This is a genomic window from Pseudomonas sp. P5_152 (assembly GCF_033989915.1).
Taxonomy (GTDB): Bacteria; Pseudomonadota; Gammaproteobacteria; order Pseudomonadales; family Pseudomonadaceae; genus Aquipseudomonas.
This window is the reverse complement of sequence record NZ_JASFAH010000002.1, coordinates 2,164,800-2,183,839: the sequence shown is the minus strand read 5'-3', so window position 1 is coordinate 2,183,839 and position 19,040 is coordinate 2,164,800. Positions and strand designations below refer to the sequence as shown.

Annotated in this window: 18 protein-coding genes; 9 read left to right on the top strand and 9 right to left on the bottom strand. The window is 62.5% G+C overall.

Annotated features, from left to right (window positions below):
* Positions 1 to 269 precede the first annotated feature (269 nt).
* The 5 genes from QMK50_RS09880 to dksA form a co-directional block, all read right to left on the bottom strand.
* Positions 270 to 1,706: a sigma-54-dependent transcriptional regulator gene (locus QMK50_RS09880; RefSeq protein WP_095166573.1), complete on the bottom strand. Its 1,437-nt coding sequence runs from the start codon at positions 1,704 to 1,706 to the stop codon at positions 270 to 272.
* Between the two features lie 22 nt (positions 1,707 to 1,728).
* Positions 1,729 to 4,683, bottom strand: coding sequence for a sensor histidine kinase (locus QMK50_RS09875; protein ID WP_162530212.1), 2,955 nt, complete (start codon positions 4,681 to 4,683; stop codon positions 1,729 to 1,731).
* Positions 4,667 to 4,843 (bottom strand): hypothetical protein, encoded by a 177-nt coding sequence (locus QMK50_RS09870; protein WP_003176118.1) that lies wholly within the window; start codon positions 4,841 to 4,843, stop codon positions 4,667 to 4,669. Before QMK50_RS09870 ends, QMK50_RS09875 begins: the two co-directional genes overlap by 17 nt.
* 77 nt (positions 4,844 to 4,920) lie before the next feature.
* Positions 4,921 to 5,817, bottom strand: a complete 897-nt coding sequence (gene gluQRS / locus QMK50_RS09865; RefSeq protein WP_320333028.1) for a tRNA glutamyl-Q(34) synthetase GluQRS — start codon at positions 5,815 to 5,817, stop codon at positions 4,921 to 4,923.
* Between the two features lie 192 nt (positions 5,818 to 6,009).
* Entirely contained in the window at positions 6,010 to 6,453 is a 444-nt protein-coding gene (gene dksA / locus QMK50_RS09860; RefSeq protein WP_095166579.1) for an RNA polymerase-binding protein DksA, read from the bottom strand.
* A gap of 333 nt (positions 6,454 to 6,786) precedes the next feature.
* On the opposite strand from dksA, the gene QMK50_RS09855 reads away from it, so the two are divergent.
* A complete protein-coding gene (locus QMK50_RS09855) occupies positions 6,787 to 7,959 on the top strand; it encodes a pyridoxal phosphate-dependent aminotransferase (protein ID WP_159998003.1) in 1,173 nt (390 codons plus the stop codon).
* Positions 7,959 to 8,672, top strand: coding sequence for a DNA/RNA nuclease SfsA (gene sfsA, locus QMK50_RS09850; RefSeq protein ID WP_320333027.1), 714 nt, complete (start codon positions 7,959 to 7,961; stop codon positions 8,670 to 8,672). The genes QMK50_RS09855 and sfsA overlap by 1 nt, the downstream gene beginning before the upstream one ends.
* On the opposite strand, the gene QMK50_RS09845 is transcribed toward sfsA, so the two are convergent.
* Entirely contained in the window at positions 8,669 to 8,986 is a 318-nt protein-coding gene (locus QMK50_RS09845; protein ID WP_320333026.1) for a Rieske (2Fe-2S) protein, read from the bottom strand. The two genes, sfsA and QMK50_RS09845, sit on opposite strands and share 4 nt — an antisense overlap.
* A 184-nt stretch (positions 8,987 to 9,170) precedes the next feature.
* Between QMK50_RS09845 and QMK50_RS09840 the strand changes: the two genes are divergently transcribed.
* Genes QMK50_RS09840 through QMK50_RS09825 form a run of 4 tightly spaced genes read left to right on the top strand, consistent with a single transcriptional unit; the run spans position 9,171 to position 12,720 of the window.
* On the top strand, positions 9,171 to 10,058 hold the full coding sequence (locus QMK50_RS09840) for a heme/hemin ABC transporter substrate-binding protein (RefSeq protein WP_095166587.1): 888 nt from the start codon (positions 9,171 to 9,173) through the stop codon (positions 10,056 to 10,058).
* 50 nt (positions 10,059 to 10,108) lie between these two features.
* The gene (locus QMK50_RS09835; RefSeq protein ID WP_320334510.1) at positions 10,109 to 11,092 is read left to right on the top strand and encodes a FecCD family ABC transporter permease; all 984 of its coding nucleotides are present in this window, start codon (positions 10,109 to 10,111) and stop codon (positions 11,090 to 11,092) included.
* The gene (locus tag QMK50_RS09830) at positions 11,092 to 11,859 is read left to right on the top strand and encodes a heme ABC transporter ATP-binding protein (protein ID WP_320333025.1); all 768 of its coding nucleotides are present in this window, start codon (positions 11,092 to 11,094) and stop codon (positions 11,857 to 11,859) included. The genes QMK50_RS09835 and QMK50_RS09830 overlap by 1 nt, the downstream gene beginning before the upstream one ends.
* A 9-nt stretch (positions 11,860 to 11,868) precedes the next feature.
* A complete protein-coding gene (locus QMK50_RS09825) occupies positions 11,869 to 12,720 on the top strand; it encodes a ChaN family lipoprotein (protein WP_320333024.1) in 852 nt (283 codons plus the stop codon).
* A gap of 261 nt (positions 12,721 to 12,981) precedes the next feature.
* On the opposite strand, the gene QMK50_RS09820 is transcribed toward QMK50_RS09825, so the two are convergent.
* From QMK50_RS09820 to QMK50_RS09810, 3 genes are all read right to left on the bottom strand, one after another.
* Positions 12,982 to 13,254: a TfoX/Sxy family protein gene (locus QMK50_RS09820; RefSeq protein WP_095166596.1), complete on the bottom strand. Its 273-nt coding sequence runs from the start codon at positions 13,252 to 13,254 to the stop codon at positions 12,982 to 12,984.
* Positions 13,255 to 13,478: 224 nt separating this feature from the next.
* A complete protein-coding gene (locus QMK50_RS09815) occupies positions 13,479 to 13,823 on the bottom strand; it encodes a pentapeptide repeat-containing protein (protein ID WP_095166598.1) in 345 nt (114 codons plus the stop codon).
* Between the two features lie 93 nt (positions 13,824 to 13,916).
* The gene (locus QMK50_RS09810) at positions 13,917 to 15,473 is read right to left on the bottom strand and encodes an AAA family ATPase (protein WP_159997991.1); all 1,557 of its coding nucleotides are present in this window, start codon (positions 15,471 to 15,473) and stop codon (positions 13,917 to 13,919) included.
* A gap of 117 nt (positions 15,474 to 15,590) precedes the next feature.
* On the opposite strand from QMK50_RS09810, the gene mrcB reads away from it, so the two are divergent.
* From mrcB to QMK50_RS09795, 3 genes are read left to right on the top strand one after another with little or no spacing between them, the layout of a single operon-like run.
* Positions 15,591 to 17,915: a penicillin-binding protein 1B gene (mrcB, locus tag QMK50_RS09805; RefSeq protein WP_320333023.1), complete on the top strand. Its 2,325-nt coding sequence runs from the start codon at positions 15,591 to 15,593 to the stop codon at positions 17,913 to 17,915.
* Positions 17,916 to 17,931: 16 nt separating this feature from the next.
* A complete protein-coding gene (locus QMK50_RS09800; RefSeq protein ID WP_320333022.1) occupies positions 17,932 to 18,681 on the top strand; it encodes a hypothetical protein in 750 nt (249 codons plus the stop codon).
* Positions 18,681 to 19,016 (top strand): YqcC family protein, encoded by a 336-nt coding sequence (locus QMK50_RS09795; protein WP_095166606.1) that lies wholly within the window; start codon positions 18,681 to 18,683, stop codon positions 19,014 to 19,016. The genes QMK50_RS09800 and QMK50_RS09795 overlap by 1 nt, the downstream gene beginning before the upstream one ends.
* Positions 19,017 to 19,040 lie beyond the last annotated feature (24 nt).

The following is a 19,040-nucleotide window of genomic DNA, read 5'->3' as shown; positions in this document are numbered from 1 at the left end:
CTTGTTTTTATTGTGCGTGAGTCGATTCGTCTTATTTTTATTGTCTTGTGCATTGCTTGTTATTGTTCTTGTACCAAACATATAGCAGAAGCCGTGCCAACTTTTGCGATCCCCAGTAAAACAAGGGGTTAGCCAGGCAGAGGGCTTTATCCGAGGCGAAAAAAAACCGGGGCTTCGTTACCTTAAGCCCCGGCTTTTGTTACGAAAAAAGCTGCGGTAACAGTTTTTTCACATGTTCAGCTGTTACCTGCACAGTCGACAGGTAACGTTCAGCCCTCGCTGGTTACCCCGGTCTTGCGCCGCGGGATGCCCAGGCGTTGGCGGCGTTCCCACAGGCATTTACGGCTGACCCCAAGTTTGCGGGCCAGTTCGGTTTCCGTCATGTGGTCCTGGTGTTCGAGGACGAAGTGCTGGAAGTAGTCTTCCAGGGACAGGTCTTCGGTCGGCTCGTGGCTGGCGTTGCTGGTGCTGCCCTGATGCGGTGCCAGGCCAATGAATTCGTCTTCTTCCAGGTCACTGAGCTCGATGTCGATGCCCAGCAGCTCGGCAGAGATTTCTGGGCTCTCGCACAGGATCACGGCACGCTCGACGGCGTTTTCCAGTTCGCGCACGTTGCCCGGCCAGCTGTAATGACGAATCGCCTGCTCGGCGTCAGGGGCGAACTTCAGGTCGGTACGATTGACCCGCGCACTCTGGCGTGCAAGGAAGGCATTGGCGATTTCGTTGACGTCGGCACCGCGTTCGCGCAATGCCGGCAGTTTCAGGGCGATCACGTGGAGGCGGTAAAACAGGTCTTCACGGAACTGGCCGATTTTCGCCAGGCTCTTGAGGTCGCGGTGAGTGGCCGCGATCAGGCGCACGTCGACTTTTTGCGACTGCACCGAGCCGACACGGCGGATCTCGCCTTCCTGCAATACGCGCAGCAGGCGCGCCTGGGCTTCCAGTGGCAGTTCGCCGATCTCGTCGAGGAACAGGGTCCCGCCGTCCGCCGCTTCCACGAGGCCGGCACGTCCGGCGCTGGCACCGGTAAAGGCGCCTTTCTCGTGGCCGAACAGTTCGGACTCGATCAGGCTTTCCGGAATGGCCGCGCAGTTCACCGAGATCATCGGCGCCTTGGCACGCTTGGACAGGTTGTGCAGGGCGCGGGCCACCAGCTCCTTGCCGGTCCCGGATTCACCCTGGATCAGCACATTGGAATCGGTTGGCGCGACTTTGCGGATCTTGCTGTAGAGGTCCTGCATCGGTGGGCAGGAGCCGATGATGCCGATCTCGCCGTTGCTGTTGTCGAGCCCTGGCTTGTCGCTGCCATTGGCGACCTTGCCGGCCGGTCGCTCATTGGCGGTGCTCTGTGCCGTCTGTCGGTCACGCAGGATGCGTGCGACGGCCTGGAGCATTTCGTCGTGGTCGAAAGGCTTGGCGATGTAGTCCACCGCGCCCATTTTCATCGAGTCCACCGCCGAGCGCAGGCTGGCGTAGCTGGTCATGATCAGCACCGGCGTGCCCTGGCCGAGCTTGATCAGTTCAGTCCCCGGAGCGCCGGGCAGGCGCAGGTCGCTGACAATCAGGTCGAACGTGGGAATGCTGAAGCGTTCTTGTGCTTCCTGCACTGAACCGGCTTCGCTGACCTGGTACTGGTTACGTTCCAGCAGGCGGCGCAAGGCGGAGCGGATAATGGTTTCGTCTTCGACGATCAAAATGTGCGGCATTGATTCGATTCTCTCGACGGTCTCAGTTCACAGCGGACGTCGCTTCGACATGACGCGGTAAGGTCACCCGGATACGGGTGCCGCGTTGGCTTTGGATGTCAGCCGGGCTGTCGATGGTGATTTGTCCATAATGCTCTTCAACGATGGAATAGACCAGTGCAAGGCCCAGACCGGTGCCTTCGCCAGGATCCTTGGTGGTAAAGAAGGGTTCGAACAAGCGGTCCTTGATGTTCGCCGGGATGCCACTGCCTTCGTCTTCCACGATCAGGTCGACCGTGTGTTCGCTGGCTTCGCTTTTTACCCGCACCGCACTGCCGGCCGGTGTTGCATCGCGGGCGTTGGACAGCAGGTTGATCAGGACCTGGGCGAGCCTCTGTGGGTCACCCACGACCCAATGCTCGGGATCGCACAGGTTGAAGAACTGCACTTCGAAGTTGCGTCGGTTCAGCGCCAGCAGACCAATGGCATCCTGCGCCACCTCGGCCAGGCACACCGGCTCGTCATTGTGCTGGTGGCTGCCGGCGTGGGCAAAGCTCATCAGCGACTGCACGATGCGTGACACCCGCTTGGTCTGCTCGAGAATCTGTCCGCTGATTTCGGTCAGTTCGCCATCTTCTTCCCGCTCTTCGCGCAGGTTCTGCGCCAGGCAGGCGATGCCGGTGATCGGGTTGCCAATTTCGTGGGCCACGCCGGCCGCCAGGCGACCGATGCTCGCCAGGCGTTCGGAGTGCACCAGTTTGTCTTCGAGCATCTGGGTTTCGGTCAGGTCCTCGACCAGCAACACCAGGCCACTGTTACCCGGCGCCAGCGGTTCGTCGATGGCCGCTTTGTGCAGGTTCAGCCAGCGGGTCTGGCCATCGAGGGCCAGGTGCTGTTTGTGCAAGTGTTCGTCGGGCAGGTTGATGAAACCTTGCAGCAGTTCCTTCCACGGCTCGCCCAGTGTGCTCAGGCGTGAACCCACCACGCGCTGCGCGGCAATGCCGGTCAGCTCTTCCATGGCTTTGTTCCACATGAGGATTTCCTGGTCCTTGGCCAGCGAACAGACGCCCATCGGCAATTCTTGCAGGGTCTGGCGGTGGTAGCGGCGCAGGGCGTCGAGTTCGGCGGCAAGGCCGGTGAGGCGCGAGTGATAGTCCTCGAGCCGGCTTTCGATGAAGTGAATGTCTTCGGTGACATAGTTTTCGCCGCCGGCCTTGTAGGGCAGGAAGGTCTCGACCATGTCTTGCGCCACGCTGGGGCCCATCAGGCCGGAGAGGTTGGCCTCGATGCGGTCGCGCAGGCGGCGCAGGGCATAGGGCCGACGTTCATCGAACGGCAGGTACAGATCGCGCAGGGCTTGCTCGACTTCCTTTTGCGCGGCCTTGGCACCCAGTGGCTTGGCCAGTTGGGTGGCGAATTCCTGGGGCGAGGCGGCATGCAGCTCGCGTCGTTGCGGGCGTCGCACGTTGTCCACGGCGCAGGCTTCGGCAGCGCTGGCTTCCTCGGTGCTGGCATTGGTGAATAGCGAGATCAGGGTGAACATCAGCACGTTGGCCGCCAGCGAGGCGATGGCCGCCATGTGCCAACTGGTGTCGTCGAGCACGTAGATCATGTTCAGCAGCGGGATATAGAACCCCTGCAGATTGCCCACCAGCGGCAGCAGCATGGTCACCAGCCAGACCAGGATGCCTGCCAGCAACCCGGCGATGAAGCCGCGTCGGTTGGCAGTCGGCCAGTACAGCACCGACAACACGCCCGGCAGGAACTGCAAGGTGGCGACAAAGGCCACGATGCCCAGATTGGCCAGGTCCTGCTCGGCGCCCAGCAGCAGGTAGAAGCCATAACCGGCCATGATGATCGCGACGATCAGCGCGCGGCGGGTCCATTTCAGCCAGCGGTAGATGTTGCCTTCGGCGGGCGGCTGGTACAGCGGCAGCACCAGGTGGTTCAAGGCCATCCCGGACAGCGCCAGGGTGGTGACGATGATCAGGCCGCTGGCAGCGGAGAGCCCGCCGACATAAGCCAGCAGGGCCAGGGCCTTGCTGTTGGCGGCGATGCCGATCCCGAGGGTGAAGTATTCCGGGTTGGTGGTGGCGCCCAGTTTCAGCCCGGCCCAGAGAATCAGTGGCACGGCCAGGCTCATCAACAGCAGGAACAGCGGCAGGCCCCAGCTGGCACTGACCAGGGAGCGCGGGTTGAGGTTTTCGGTGAAAGTCATGTGGTACATGTGCGGCATCACGATCGCCGAGGCGAAGAACACCAGCAATAGCGTGCGCCATGGACCTTCTTGCAGTGGCGTGTGCAGGGCGGCGAGGGCGGTCTGGTTCTGCAGTAGCCACAGCTCAAGCTGTTGCGGGCCGTCGAACACACCGTACAGCGCGTACAGGCCAACGCCACCAATGGCGATCAGCTTGATCACTGATTCGAAGGCAATGGCGAACACCAGGCCCTCGTGTTTCTCCCGGGTGGCAATGTGTCGCGAGCCAAAGAAAATCGTGAACAGGGTGATCAGCGCGCAGAAGCTCAGCGCCACGCGATGCTGCACCGGCTCGCGAGTGAGGATGCCGATGGAGTCGGCCACGGCCTGGATCTGCAGGGCCAATAACGGCAACACGCCGATCAGCATGAATATGGTGGTCAGCGCGCCGGCCCAGGTACTGCGAAAGCGAAAGGCAAACAGGTCGGCCAGGGACGACAACTGATAGGTGCGGGTGATCTTCAGGATCGGGTACAGCAGCACCGGTGCCAGCAGGAACGCGCCGGACACTCCCAGGTAACTGGACAGGAAACCATAGCCGTACTGATAGGCCAGGCCGACCGTGCCGTAGAACGCCCAGGCGCTGGCATAGACCCCAAGCGACAGGGTGTAGGTCAGCGGGTGGCGAATGATCGCCCGTGGGATCATTCCACGTTCGCTGATCCAGGCAACGCCGAACAGCACCGCCAGGTAGGCGGCGCTGATCAGGATCATCTGGGTCAGGCTAAAGCTCATCGGCATCTTTTTGGCTCTGCAGGATGAAGGTCACGACGATCAGGATCAGCCACAGCAGATACGGGCGATACCAGGCGCCAGTGGCGTCGATCCACCAGTCCATGATGGCGGGGGAGAACAGATAGATCCCCACTACCAGCAGCAGGACCAAGCGATAGATGTACATCCCGGCCTCTCTTTATTGTGTGCGTGCCCGAAAACGTGCGGCGATGGTAACGGATGGGCGCCAACCTGCAAGCTTAGTCAGCGTAATAACGCTTCGGGCAGGCTCGGCGTGCGCGGGATCCGCGTCGCGTCCCAGTGGATGCTGCCCCACTTGAGCACTTCGGCCGGCGTCGCATCGTCCAGGTCGACAGGCGGCGTTTGCCCCAGGGCTCGCAATGCGCGCAGCAACAAGGGCGTGGCCTGGTCTGCGCGCAGCGGAGGCGAACGGTAGGATTTGCCCAGCTTGTTGCCATCGGGTTGGGTAATCAGGGGCAGGTGCAGGTAGCGCGGTTGGCGCAAGCCGAGCAGTTCCTGCAGATACAGCTGGCGCGGGGTGGAGTCGAGCAGGTCGGCACCGCGCACGATGTCGGTGATGCCTTGCCAGGCATCGTCGAGCACCACGGCCAATTGATAGGCGTAGAGCCCGTCGCGGCGACGTATCACAAAATCGCCGACCTCGCGACCCAGGTGCTGGCGGTATTCGCCTTGCACACGGTCATTAAAATGGTATTCCAGCTCGGGTACACGCAGGCGGATCGCTGCGTTTTCACTCGGGTGGCCGGCGTTGCGGCACAGGCCCGGGTAGATGCCGTGATAGGGCTCCAGCTGTTTGCGCGAGCAGGTGCAGGCGTAGGCCAGGCCGTGGTTGAACAGTTGATCAAGGACCTGGGCGTAGGCGGCGTGCCGTTCGCTCTGGCGAATCATCGTGCCGTCCCATTCAAAGCCGTAGCTTTCCAGGGCCTTGAGAATCGCCGCCTGGGCGCCGGGTTCTTCCCGGGGCGGGTCAAGGTCTTCCATGCGCAGCAGCCAGCGCCCACCGACCGAGCGGGCGTCGAGGTAGGAGGCCAGGGCGGCGACCAGGGAACCGAAGTGCAGATGGCCACTGGGCGTGGGGGCGAAGCGCCCGATGTAGTCGGGGGGTGTTTTGGCAGTCATGGAGACGAAGCTACTTTTCAGGCTATACGCAGGTCAACCTGTAGGAGTGAGCCTGCTCGCGATAGCGGTGTGACATTCAACACCGATATTGACCGACCCACCGCTATCGCGAGCAGGCTCACTCCTACAAAAGGCAAAAGGCAGAAACAAAAACGGAGCGTTCGCACGCTCCGTTTTTCGTTCAGGTCGAGATTACTTGCCGACCTGCTTTTCCTTGATTTCCGCAAGGGTCTTGCAGTCGACGCACATGTCGGCAGTAGGACGTGCTTCGAGACGGCGAATGCCGATTTCGACGCCGCACGACTCGCACCAACCGTATTCTTCGTCTTCGATCAGTTGCAGGGTCTTGTCGATTTTCTTGATCAGCTTGCGCTCGCGGTCGCGGGCGCGCAGTTCGAGGCTGAATTCTTCTTCCTGGCTGGCACGGTCGGCCGGGTCTGGGAAGTTGGCCGCTTCGTCTTTCATGTGGTCAACCGTACGGTCGACTTCCTGCATCAAGTCCTGTTTCCACTTGTTCAGGATCTTGGTGAAGTGAGCGCGCATGGGCTTGCCCATGTACTCCTCGCCCTTGGACTCAACGTAGGGTTCGAAGCCGCTGATCGACTGATTTGCCTGTTGCTTTGCTTGGGTGGGCATGAAATGGACCGCCTCTACTCTTGTAATCCATTGCGCAGGATTGCTCCATCACCGACACCTGCCGGCCCTGCGGCTGCAAGCGGGCGAACTTACCAGATCAAATCAGGCCGCGCTACTCCCTCATGTCGAGGCTGCGGCCCATAAGGCTTGCAAAGGGTTGCAAAGCCTGGTCTGGCGGCTCTGGAGACCTGATCAAATATTGATTTTAGTCAATCCTGCGCCTTGCGTATGGGCTCTATGACACATGAACCTTGGTCTTGTGACCGCATTAGCTTCTCGCTCGTTCCTGGCCTTGGGTAGAATCGTTTCTTTTACCCCGTTGAAGGAAGGCTAATGGCTCAGCCCTACAGTGCGCGCAGCCGCGCTATCGAACCTTTCCACGTCATGGCCCTGCTGGCGCGCGCCAACGAGCTGCAAGCAGCCGGGCACGACGTCATTCACCTGGAAATCGGCGAACCGGACTTCACCACTGCCGAACCGATCATCCAGGCTGGCCAGGCAGCGCTGACGGCGGGGAAAACCCGATACACCGCGGCGCGCGGCATACCTGAACTGCGTGAGGCCATCAGCGGCTTCTACGAGCAACGTTACGGCTTGAACATCGATCCGCAACGCATCCTGATCACCCCAGGTGGCTCCGGCGCGCTGTTGCTCGCCAGTGCCTTACTGGTGGACCCAGGCAAGCACTGGTTGCTGGCCGACCCCGGTTACCCGTGCAACCGCCACTTTCTGCGGTTGGTGGAGGGCGCGGCGCAACTGGTGCCGGTCGGGCCGGAGGTGCGTTACCAACTGACCCCGGACCTGGTGCAGCGTTATTGGGATCAGGACAGTGTCGGTGCACTGGTGGCATCTCCGGCCAACCCCACCGGAACCATTCTGACCCGCGACGAACTGGCTGGACTGTCGACGGCAATCAAGGGGCGCAACGGCCACCTGGTGGTGGACGAGATCTACCACGGCCTGACCTACGGCACCGATGCCGCCAGTGTGCTGGAAGTGGATGACAGTGCCTTTGTCCTGAATAGTTTTTCCAAATATTTCGGCATGACCGGCTGGCGCCTGGGCTGGCTGGTGGCGCCGCAAGGGGCGGTCAGCGAGCTGGAGAAGCTCGCGCAGAACCTCTATATCAGCGCGCCGAGCATGGCCCAGTACGCGGCATTGGCCTGTTTCGAGCCGCAAACCTTGAGCATTCTGGAAGAGCGCCGCGCCGAATTCGGCCGGCGCCGCGATTTCCTCCTGCCGGCGTTGCGTGAGCTGGGCTTTGGCATCGCGGTAGAGCCCGAAGGCGCGTTCTATCTGTATGCGGACATCAGCGCCTTTGGTGGCGATGCCTTTGCGTTCTGTCGGCATTTCCTGGAAACCGAACACATCGCCTTTACCCCGGGGCTGGACTTCGGCCGGCACCAGGCCGGGCATCACGTGCGGTTTGCCTACACCCAGAGCCTGCCGCGGTTGCGCGAAGCGGTGGAACGGATTGCCCGTGGCTTGCGGAGCTGGCAAGGCTGATGCGCTTCGATCCCCCTCTGGAAGAAGGTCGGCTGATCCGACGATACAAGCGTTTTCTCGCCGATATCGAAACTGTTAGCGGCGAGATGCTCACCATTCACTGCCCTAACACCGGCTCGATGTTCAATTGCATGGTCGAAGGCGGGCAGGTCTGGTTCAGCCGCTCCAACGACCCCAAGCGCAAATTGCCCGGTACCTGGGAAATCAGCGAGACCCCGCAAGGACGCCTGGCGTGTGTCAATACGGCGCGGGCCAACCCGTTGATCGAGGAAGCGCTGCGCGCCGGGCTGATCAGCGAGCTGGCCGGCTTTACCGGGCTCAAGCGGGAAGTGCCGTACGGGCAGGAGAACAGCCGGATCGATTTCCGCCTCGATTACCCCCACGGACCGGCCTTCGTCGAAGTCAAAAGTGTCACCCTGGGGTTCGACGGCTCGGCGGTCGCGGCTTTTCCCGATGCGGTGACTCAGCGCGGTGCCAAGCATTTGCGCGAGCTGGCATGCCTGGCCCGGGACGGGATTCGCGCTGTGCAGTTGTATTGCGTGAACCTGACCGGTATCGAGGCAGTGCGCCCGGCGGTGGAGATCGATCCGGGCTACGCCGCCGCCCTGGCGCAGGCCAAAGCGTCCGGGGTTGAAGTGTTGGCCTATGGCGTGAGCCTGACCGCCGAGGAAATCAGGGTCGAGCGGCGTCTTCAGGTGCTGCTCGGCGTTTAGCCTTGGACCCAGATGCCTTGGGCGTCTTCGCGGCACTGCAGGGCCTTGAGTGATTGGCCTGCGCAAGGCCCAGCCACACATTCACCACTCTCGATCAGGAACAGTGCGCCATGGGTGGCGCACTGGATCAGGCTGGCGCTGGGGTCGAGGAATTGGTCCGGCTGCCATTCCAGGCCGACGCCACGGTGCGGGCAACGGTTCTGGTAAGCGTAGACCCGGCCTTCGCGGCGCACGGCAAAGACCTTTTGCCCGGCAATCTCGAAGCCACGGCTGCTGGCATCGACCAGTTCGGCGCTGGTACAAAGAAACTTCATGACTATCCTCAGGTGCCGAAGACCCTGGCCTGCGGCGGTTATGTGCTGCGTGCGCTGGTTAGCAAATATGTCCGTGCTTGACGCGCAAATGCTAACAATTATCAAATGCCGGCTTCGCCCGCGAAGGTGCGTTAGCCAAAGCGCCTGGGATTGTGCGGGAAAACTCCTGAAAGGAAACCCTGTTATGCGCCTGAGTACCAGCGCTATCGCGCTCTGTGTCGGACTTCTGGTTACCCATGGGGCCGCAGCGGCCGAATTGCCGCAACGCTGGGTCAGTGCCGGGGGCGCGCTCTCGGAGTGGGTCAGTGCCTTGGGCGCGCAGGCCAAGCTGGTGGGAGTGGACACCACCAGCCAGCACCCGGAGTCACTCAAGAGCTTGCCGAGTATCGGTTATCAACGCCAACTGTCGGCGGAAGGCATTTTGAGCCTGCGTCCGCAGATCCTGATCGGCACCGAAGAAATGGGCCCGCCGCCGGTGTTGTCGCAGATTCGCAGTGCCGGGGTCCAGGTCGAGCTGTTCTCGGCTCAGCCGGACTTGCCCACCCTGCAGAACAATTTGCAGCATCTGGGGCGCTTGCTGGGCAGCGAGGCGCAGGCCACGGCACTGTTCGACGGTTATCAACAGCAAATTGCGCAGCAGCAGGCCTGGGTCAGCCAGGCCCAGTCCAGCGCCAAGGCACCGGGTGTGCTGCTGTTGCTGGGCCACGCCGGGGGCAAGCCGTTGATCGCGGGTAAAGACACCGCGGCCGATTGGCTGCTGCAACAGGCCGGCGGGCATAACCTGGCGACCCACAGTGGCTACAAGCCGTTTTCGGTGGAGTCCCTGGCGGGCCTGACGCCGGATGTCCTGGTGTTCTCGGACCGGGCATTGACCGGTGATGCCGCACGTGAAGCGTTGTTCAAGCAGAACCCGATCCTCGCCTCGACGCCGGCGGCCAAGGCCGGTCGCGTCCTGGAGCTCGACCCGACGCTGTTGGTCGGCGGCCTGGGACCGCGTTTGCCGCAAAGCCTGGTCAAGCTGTCTGCCGGTTTCTATCCGGCTGAGTCCGCCAAGGCCACTGCCGCCCAATGAGTACTCTGGTAAAACCGCGTTCGTTGTTCATTGGTCTGGGTCTGCTGTGTGTGCTGGCGATCTGGCTGTCCCTGGCCCTGGGCCCCGTCAGCTTGCCGTTGCTGGACACCTTGCGTGCGGCCCTGCGCATGCTCGGGTTGCCGATTGCCGGTGATGGCCTGGAGCAGGCCGAGCTGATACTCGGGCAGATCCGTTTGCCGCGTACCTTGCTCGGGCTGGCGGTGGGTGGCGTCCTGGCCCTGTCTGGGGTGGCGATGCAGGGGCTGTTCCGCAACCCGCTGGCGGACCCGGGTCTGGTGGGGGTTTCCAGTGGCGCGGCCCTCGGCGCGGCGATCGCGATTGTCGGTGGTTCGTTGTTTGGCGGAATGCCGGAGGCGATCGGTCCGTACTTGTTGTCGATCTGTGCCTTCCTCGGCGGCCTGGGGGTGACGGCGCTGGTTTATCGTCTGGGCCGGCGCAACGGCCAGACCAACGTCGCGACCATGTTGCTGGCGGGCATCGCCCTGACGGCGTTGGCGGGGTCGGCGGTGGGCTTGTTCACTTATCTGGCCGACGATGCGACCTTGCGCACCCTAACGTTCTGGAACCTGGGCAGTCTCAATGGCGCCAGTTATGCGCGGCTCTGGCCCTTGCTGCTGGTGACGGTGGTGGTGGCGCTATGGTTGCCGCGCCGGGCCAAGGCATTGAATGCGCTGCTGCTTGGCGAGTCCGAGGCCAGTCACCTGGGGATCAATGTCGAGCGGCTCAAGCGCGAACTGGTGTTCTGCACTGCGCTAGGGGTGGGTGCGGCTGTCGCGGCGGCGGGGATGATCGGCTTTGTCGGCCTGGTGGTGCCGCACCTGGTGCGGTTGCTCGCCGGACCTGATCACCGGGTGTTGCTGCCGGCCTCGATCCTGGCGGGTGCCAGCCTGTTATTGCTGGCCGACCTGGTGGCGCGCCTGGCGCTGGCACCGGCGGAATTACCAATCGGCATCGTCACCGCGTTCATTGGTGCACCGTTCTTTCTGTTCCTGTTGTTGCGAGGTCGTGCCTGATGCTGCGCGTGGAAAACCTGCAAATCCGTCGAGGCGGCAACATCGTCCTGGCGGACATCGACCTTGCGCTCAACCCAGGCGAGGTGCTTGGTGTGCTGGGCCCCAACGGTGCTGGCAAAAGCACCTTGCTGGCAGCCCTGTGCGGGGAACTGCGTGCCGATCATGGCCACGTCTGGCTGGACCAGCGCCCATTGAATGAGTGGGACGGCGCCCGGCGCGCGCAACGTCTGGCCGTGCTGCCGCAGAGTTCGACCCTGGATTTCGCCTTCCGCGTCGAGGAGGTGGTCGGCATGGGCCGCTTGCCGCATCAGACCGGCCGCCAGCGAGATGACGAAATTGTCGCCGCCGCCTTGCAAGCAGCTGACGTTGCCCACTTGAGCGGGCGCAGCTACACCGCACTCTCGGGTGGTGAGCGCCAGCGGGTGCACCTGGCGCGGGTGCTGGCGCAGCTATGGCCGGGTGAAGCAGGGCAGACCTTGCTGCTCGATGAGCCAACCTCGATGCTCGACCCCCTGCATCAACACACGACGTTGCAGGCTGTGCGCCAGTTTGCCGATCGCGGTGCGGCGGTGCTGGTGATCCTGCATGACCTGAATCTGGCCGCGCGCTACTGTGACCGCATTCTGCTCCTGGAAAACGGTCGCCCCCACGCCTTGGACACCCCGCAACAGGTACTGCGCCCCGAGTCGCTGCAGGCGGTGTTCGGCCTGGAGGTGTTGGTGCAGCCGCACCCGGAGCGTGGGCATCCGCTGATCATTGCTCGTTGAGGTGAGCTCATGGGTCGAATCCTGATTCTGTTGTGCCTGCTGCTGGCGGCCTGCCAGAGCGGGGTGCCGACAGGCGTAGGCCAGCCTGCTGGCGAGATTATCGATCTGCGCAGCGGGCAGACACTGACGGCCCAGGCGCTGGTCGAGCGTTTGGCCGCAGCGCCCCGGGTGATCGTCGGCGAGCAGCATGACAACCCTGATCACCACCAGGTCCAACTATGGCTGTTGCACGCGTTGGCCCAGCGCCGGGCGCAAGGCAGTCTGTTGCTGGAAATGCTCACCCCCGGGCAACAGGCCGCGGTCGATCAACTGCGCGCACGCAGTCCGGGGCAATGGCCGGCTGATCTGCCGGCCGCGCTGGCCTGGCAGCCGGGTTGGGACTGGAGTCTGTATGGCCCGATTGTGCGTTATGCCTTGGCCCAGCCTTATCCCTTGCTGGCAGCCAATCTCGATGGGCCTGAGGTGCGGCGTCTCTACAAAGAGGCACCAGCCCTGAGCGGTGGGCGCTCGAATGCGGCCTCGGTCAGGGCGTCGTTGCTGGCGCAAATTGCGTTATCCCATTGCGGCCTGCTACCCGAAAGCCAGATGCCGGCGATGCTGGCCGTGCAGCAACACCGCGATCGGCGAATGGCCGAGCGCCTGATGATTGCACCGACGCCCGCCATGCTATTGGCCGGTGGTTATCACGCTCGCCTGGATCTCGGGGTGCCGGTGCACATGGCGGATCTCGACGCGCGCCCGCCAGCGGTGGTGTTGATGCTGGCGGAGAAAGGTCAGCCAGTGGCAACGGCCTCGGCGGATTACGCCTGGTACACGGCCGTCCGGCCGGTGCAGGATTATTGCGCCTCAATGCGCCAGTGAGCGACTGACGGTGGGTAATCGACAGGCAAAAAAAGACCCGGCAAGAGCCGGGTCAAATAACCGTGATTAGCCTGATGAGGAGATAATCTGAGAGTCCGAACCAATGGTCTTCCAGAAGATCAGCTGATCTCGCGACCAGTTGTGATAATCATAACGATTCTCATTTCTAAGTCAACGGATGATTCTCGAATTCTTTTTCATTTCTCTAAACGCTTGTTTGAAACCCCTGTAAACCCTGGGGTTGCCCGCTGTCGAACGGGCTCAATTCTTTTGTCGGGACGAGATGGCTTCCAGTTGTTTGTTGAGGGCGTCTTTGCGTTCGGCGGGAATATCGTTCCAGTGCATGTCCAGCAGTGCCCCCTCGATCGCGTACAGCAGCACCTTCGATGCACGGAACCCGCGGGTGCGTACCGCCCTGTAAGCATCCACCGCCCCCAGCCGGCGCAAATCCGAAGCACTGTGAATGCCTACGGCATGCAGCCATTGCGCCGACGTCTTGCCAAGATTCTTCAGGTGTTGCAGTTCGTCATTCATCAAGCCTCCTTGCGATGGGCGAAGAGTGCGTTGGGCGGACCTTTGAGGAGTGTAGCGGTCAGTAGGAAAAGCGTAGTTCTTTGGTCGGTTTGAACGCAAAAGCTTCTAAGGCCATGTGCCAGATGGCTCTGCGAGAGGCGTTGCGACGGGGGCGGGTGTCGTGAAAACGACGCACCAAGTCCGGCCCCGTGGCGGCGCCAGAGGCTCAGTGGGTGTGAGTCGGATTAGCGGGTGCGGTAACGCAGGCGGGTACCGAAGTTCATCGACATAAGGATTTCGTCGGCCGAAAGTTCGGGCGGGAAGTAGGCGCCGGAAATTTGCGCATGGGCCAGGCTCGCGCCTTCCAGGGAGGCCTGGCGAAAATCAATGCCGCGCAGGTCGGCGGAGCGGAAGTAGGCATCGCTGAAATCAATGCCTGCAGCGTTCAGTTCGCGCAGATCGAGGCCGCGAAAATCACCGCCCACCATGTCGATGGTGCCGTTCTGTGGGCGTTCGCGGTTGAAGCCATGGATGTCGTCTTTATGCAGCAGGGCGTAGAGCGGGGTATCGAGCAGTGTGGGCTGGCTCATGGGCGTCACCGTGTTGGATTTATGACGCCAGTATAGTGCCACTACGTAACCGGCGTGAGGTCATCACGACCTCACGCCGGTTACCTCGCGTGCTTACAGGCCTGGCAGGCGCTGGCGGATCTGGGCGACGACGGTGTCCAGGGTCCCGCTTTCGTTGGTCTGCACCCGTTTGCTGCAGAGAATCTCTGCAGGCGTCAGGGCTTCGCGATTGGCTTGTTGAGCGGCGATAACGGCCAGGTTGGCGTCGGATGGATCGTTTTTGTCGGCCTGGCGCTGGGCCAGCCAGCTCTCGATCACGGCTTGGGGCGCGTTGCAGTCAAGAATCAGGAAGGGTGCGCCAGTGGCCTCGGCAACGTGCGCCGCGCCATCGCGCTGCTCGCGCTTGAGGTACGTGGCGTCGAGCACCACTGGGAAGCCGGCACGCAGGATCACGTCGGCAATCTCGTGCAGGCGTGCATAGGTGGCGGCGCTGGCGTCGGCGCCGTAGATGCCGGCTTGTGGATCGTTGGGTACCTGTTGCTCGCCGAACAGGCGCTTGCGCTCGACATCGGAGCGCAGGCGGATGGCGCCCAGCGCTTCAACCAGGCGCATGGCCACGCGGCTTTTGCCGACTGCCGAGACGCCGTGGGTGATGGCCAGGAAGCGCGATGGGATGGTGCTGTAGCTTTCCGCCAGGTTGGCGTAGTTGCGGTACTGGCGCAGGGTAGTGGCCCGCTGCACGGGGGTCGCATCGGCAGGCATGCTGAACAGGCTGACCTTGGCGCGCACCAGGGCGCGGTAGGCTTTGTAGAAGTTCAGCAGCTCCAGGCCCTGGTAATCGCCGGTCAGCTCCAGGTACTGGCTCATGAAGCGGCGAGCGAGGCTTTTCAGGCCGCGGTCTTCCAGGTCCATCGCGAGGAAACCGGTGTCGGCATAGACATCGGTGAAGCGGAACGGCTCGTTGAATTCGATGCAGTCGAAAATCACCACGTTGCCGTCGATCACGGTGGCGTTGCCCAGGTGGATATCACCGTGGCATTCGCGGATGAAACCCTCGGCCTTGCGTTGGGCCAGCAGCGGCTTGAGGCGCTCGAAGCTGCTTTGCGCCCAGGCTTGCAGGGCTTCGAGTTGCAGCAGGTCGGCCTTGTCGTTGAGGAACGGACGAATCTGCTCGAAGTTCTGCTGTACCGGGGCCATGACGCTGTCCGGTGTGCCGGCTTCGTGGTCGGCCGGAACGCGCGGCGCTTCGAGGTGGAAGCGGGCAATCTGTTGGGCCATCGCGTCGATGTGCGCGGTGGTCAGCTCGCCGTTGGCCTGCAGAGTGCTGAGCAGTTGGCTTTGCGGGAACTGACGCATTTTCAGCGCGTAGTCCAGTACCGGACCGCTGCCGCCCAGTTGGGGGGCTTCAGCGCTGCCGGTGATCGGCAAGACTTCCAGGTACAGGTCGTTGGTCAGGCGCTGGTTGAGGCGCAGTTCCTCGGCGCAGAAGTGCTCGCGAGCGTCGAGCGTGGTGAAGTCGAGGAAGCCGAAGTTCACCGGTTTTTTCACTTTATAGGCGTAGGGGCCGGTGAGCAGCACCCAGGAGATGTGCGTCTCGATGACCTGGAATCCGTCTACCGGATGCGGGTAGAGGGCCGGGTTTTGCAGGGCAGCGATCAGGGATTGGCTCACGGGCGATCCTTCAGAGTCTGGAAAAATTCAAGGGCGCCATTATGGCCGCAAGCGGGGCCAACGCAAACCTCGCGGGGCTCATGTTGATCAGGAATAAAGTGCGTATAATCCGCCGCCATGACTCGTACCCGATCCCCCCGCACTGCTAAAAAACGTCCCTCCAAAGGCCTGAGCCCTTGGCTGGGCTGGGCCCTGAAGCTCAGTCTGGTCGGCCTCGTGGTGCTGGCAGGCTTTGCTGTTTACCTTGATGCCGTGGTCCAGGAGAAGTTCTCCGGCAAGCGCTGGACCATTCCAGCCAAGGTTTACGCCCGTCCGCTGGAGCTGTTCGTCGGACAAAAGCTCAGCAAGCAAGATTTCCTCACGGAACTCGATGCCCTGGGCTATCGCCGCGAAAGCGTGGCCAATGGCCCGGGTGCGGCGGCAGTCAGTGGCAATACCGTGGACCTGAATACCCGTGGTTTCCAGTTCTATGAAGGCATGGAGAAGGCCCAGCCGGTGCGTGTGCGCTTCTCCGGCGACTACGTGGCCGAGCTGTCCGCGCTGAACGGGTCGAAGCTGTCCGTGGTGCGGCTGGAGCCGTTGCTGATCGGCGGGATCTACCCGAAAAATCTCGAAGATCGGATTCTGATCAAGCTCGATCAGGTCCCGCCCTATTTGCTGGAAACCCTGGTCGCGGTCGAGGACCGGGATTTCTACAGCCACTGGGGTGTATCGCCCAAATCGATTGCCCGGGCCGTCTGGGTCAACACCTCTGGCGGCAAAATGACCCAGGGCGGCAGCACGCTGACCCAGCAATTGGTCAAGAACTTCTACCTGACCAACGAGCGCAGCCTGAGCCGCAAGCTGACCGAAGCGATGATGGCGATGTTGCTTGAGTTGCATTACGACAAGCGCGAAATTCTTGAGGCGTACCTCAATGAGGTGTTCGTCGGTCAGGATGGCCAGCGCGCGGTGCACGGGTTTGGCCTGGCGAGTCAGTTCTTCTTCGGCCAGCCGTTGTCCGAGCTGAAACTGCATCAAGTGGCCATGCTGGTGGGCATGGTCAAGGGGCCGTCCTACTACAACCCGCGGCGCAACCCCGAGCGGGCGCTTGAGCGGCGCAACCTGGTGCTGGATGTCCTCGAGCAGCAGGGCGTGGCCACGGCCGAGCAGGTGGCAGCCGCGAAAAAGCTGCCACTGGGTGTGACCACCCGCGGCAAGCTGGCCGACAGTTCGTTCCCGGGCTTTATCGACCTGGTCAAGCGTCAACTGCGCGAAGACTACCGCGACGAAGACTTGACGGAAGAAGGCCTGCGGATTTTCACCAGCTTCGACCCGATCCTGCAGATGAAAGCGGAAGCTTCGGTCAACGACACCTTCAAGCGTCTTTCCGGACGCAAAGGTGCGGACGAGGTCGAGGCGGCAATGGTGGTAACCAACCCGGAAACCGGGGAAGTACAGGCCATGATTGGCAGTCGCCAGGCCGGCTTTGCCGGGTTCAACCGGGCGCTGGATGCGGTGCGCCCGATCGGTTCGCTGATCAAGCCAGCGGTGTATCTGACGGCGCTGGAGAAGCCGAGCAAGTACACCCTGACCAGTTGGCTGTCCGACGATTCGTTCTCGGTAAAAGGCGCCGATGGCCAGGTCTGGAAACCGCAGAACTATGATCGTCGGTCCCACGGCACGGTCTTCCTGTATCAGGGGCTGGCGCATTCCTACAACCTCTCGACCGCACGCCTGGGTCTGGAAGTCGGGGTGCCGAATGTCCTGAAGACCCTCGGCCGCCTCGGCGTCACGCGTGAGTTCCCGGCCTTCCCGTCGATGTTGTTGGGGGCGGGTGCCTTGACGCCGATCGAAGTGGCAACCATGTACCAGACCCTGGCCAACGGTGGTTTTAATACGCCGATGCGCGGGATTCGCAGCGTGCTGACGGCCGAGGGCGAGCCGCTCAAGCGTTATCCATTCCAGATCCAGCAGCGCTTTGATCCGGCGTCCATTTATCTGATCCAGAGCGCCATGCAGCGGGTGATGCGCGAGGGTACCGGCAGTTCGGTTTATAACGTGCTGCCCAAGACGCTGACCCTGGCAGGCAAGACCGGTACCAGTAACGATTCGCGCGATAGCTGGTTTGCTGGTTTCAGCCAGGATCTGCTGGCGGTGGTGTGGCTGGGCCGCGATGACAACGGCAAGACGCCGTTCACCGGGGCCACCGGTGCGCTGCAGGTCTGGAGCAGTTTCATGCGCAAGGCCGACCCGCTGCCGCTGGACATGCCACAGCCGGACAACATCGTGCAGGCCTGGGTCGATTCGCGGACCGGGCAGGGCTCGGATGCCAGTTGCCCGGGCGCGGTGCAGATGCCGTATATTCGCGGCAGCGAACCGCCTCCCGGCGCCGCCTGCGGTGGCACAGACCCCGCCTCAGGCGAATCGGTGATGGACTGGGTCAAGGGCTGGATGAATTAAGCAGAGAGGGTTTCAAGTGAACAAGTGGTTTTTTCCAGCGGTGACGCTGACGGCTCTGACTTTGCTCAGTGGCTGCTCGACCGTGCAGCGCGGCTCGATTCCGGTGGTCGATTCGGGCACTGCGGTGTCCAACAGCGAGCGGCTCTCTGCCAACGGCGGCTTTCGCAAGACCACCGTGACCCGCCCGACACAGGGCCAGGTCCAGGCCATCCCACAGGGTGATACCGGTGTGGTGGTGATGGTGCCAGGGGGCGGCGCCACGACCTCGATGCCGATCAGCACCCAGCCGATCACCCCAGGCCCGATCAGTTCCGGGCCGATTACTCCGGGGCCGGTCGACAGTGGCCCGCTCGTACCGAGCACCAGCTACAGCCTGCCGCCGACGCCGAGCGGCGTGCCTTCTGCCAGCAGCGCGGCCGGTGGCCTGTCGGCTGACGAGCAGTTGGACGGTCCGGTGCTGGCCTTGCTCACCACGGCCCAGCAGCAACAGGCGGGTGGTGACCTCAATGGCGCGTCTTCGAGCCTTGAGCGGGCCCAGCGGGTAGCCCCGCGTGAGCCGCAAGTGCTCTATCGCCTGGCGCAAGTGCGCATGGCCCAAGGCGATGCGCCCCAGGCGGAGCAGTTCGCCCGTCGTGGTTTGACCCTGGCCAATGGCCGTCCTGACTTGCAGGCTAGCCTGTGGGGGTTGATCGCCCAGGCGCGTGAGCAGCAGGGCGATGCCGCCGGTGCGGCCCAGGCGCGGCAGAAGGCCAAGGTTACGCTGTGATGGATCAACGTTTTCCGAAGATTGCCGAGCAACTGTTGCTGATCGAGCGCGAATTGCGGGTCCAGGGCTGGTGGGACGAGGTTTCGCCTTCTGCGCAGGCGCTGTCCAGCGTCGAGCCGTTTTCGGTCGACACCCTGGACTTCGAGCAGTGGCTGCAATGGATCTTCCTGCCACGTATGAAGCTGATCCTCGAACAGGATCTGCCCTTGCCCAACGCCTCGGGGATTCAGGAGATGGCCGAAATGGTCTTCGCCGCCCGCGATGTCCAGGGCCGGGATCGTCAATTGCAGGTTCTGCTCAAAGAGTTCGACCAACTGATCAGCGCCTCCCGTTGATGTGCTCACTGCCAGCGTCCTGCT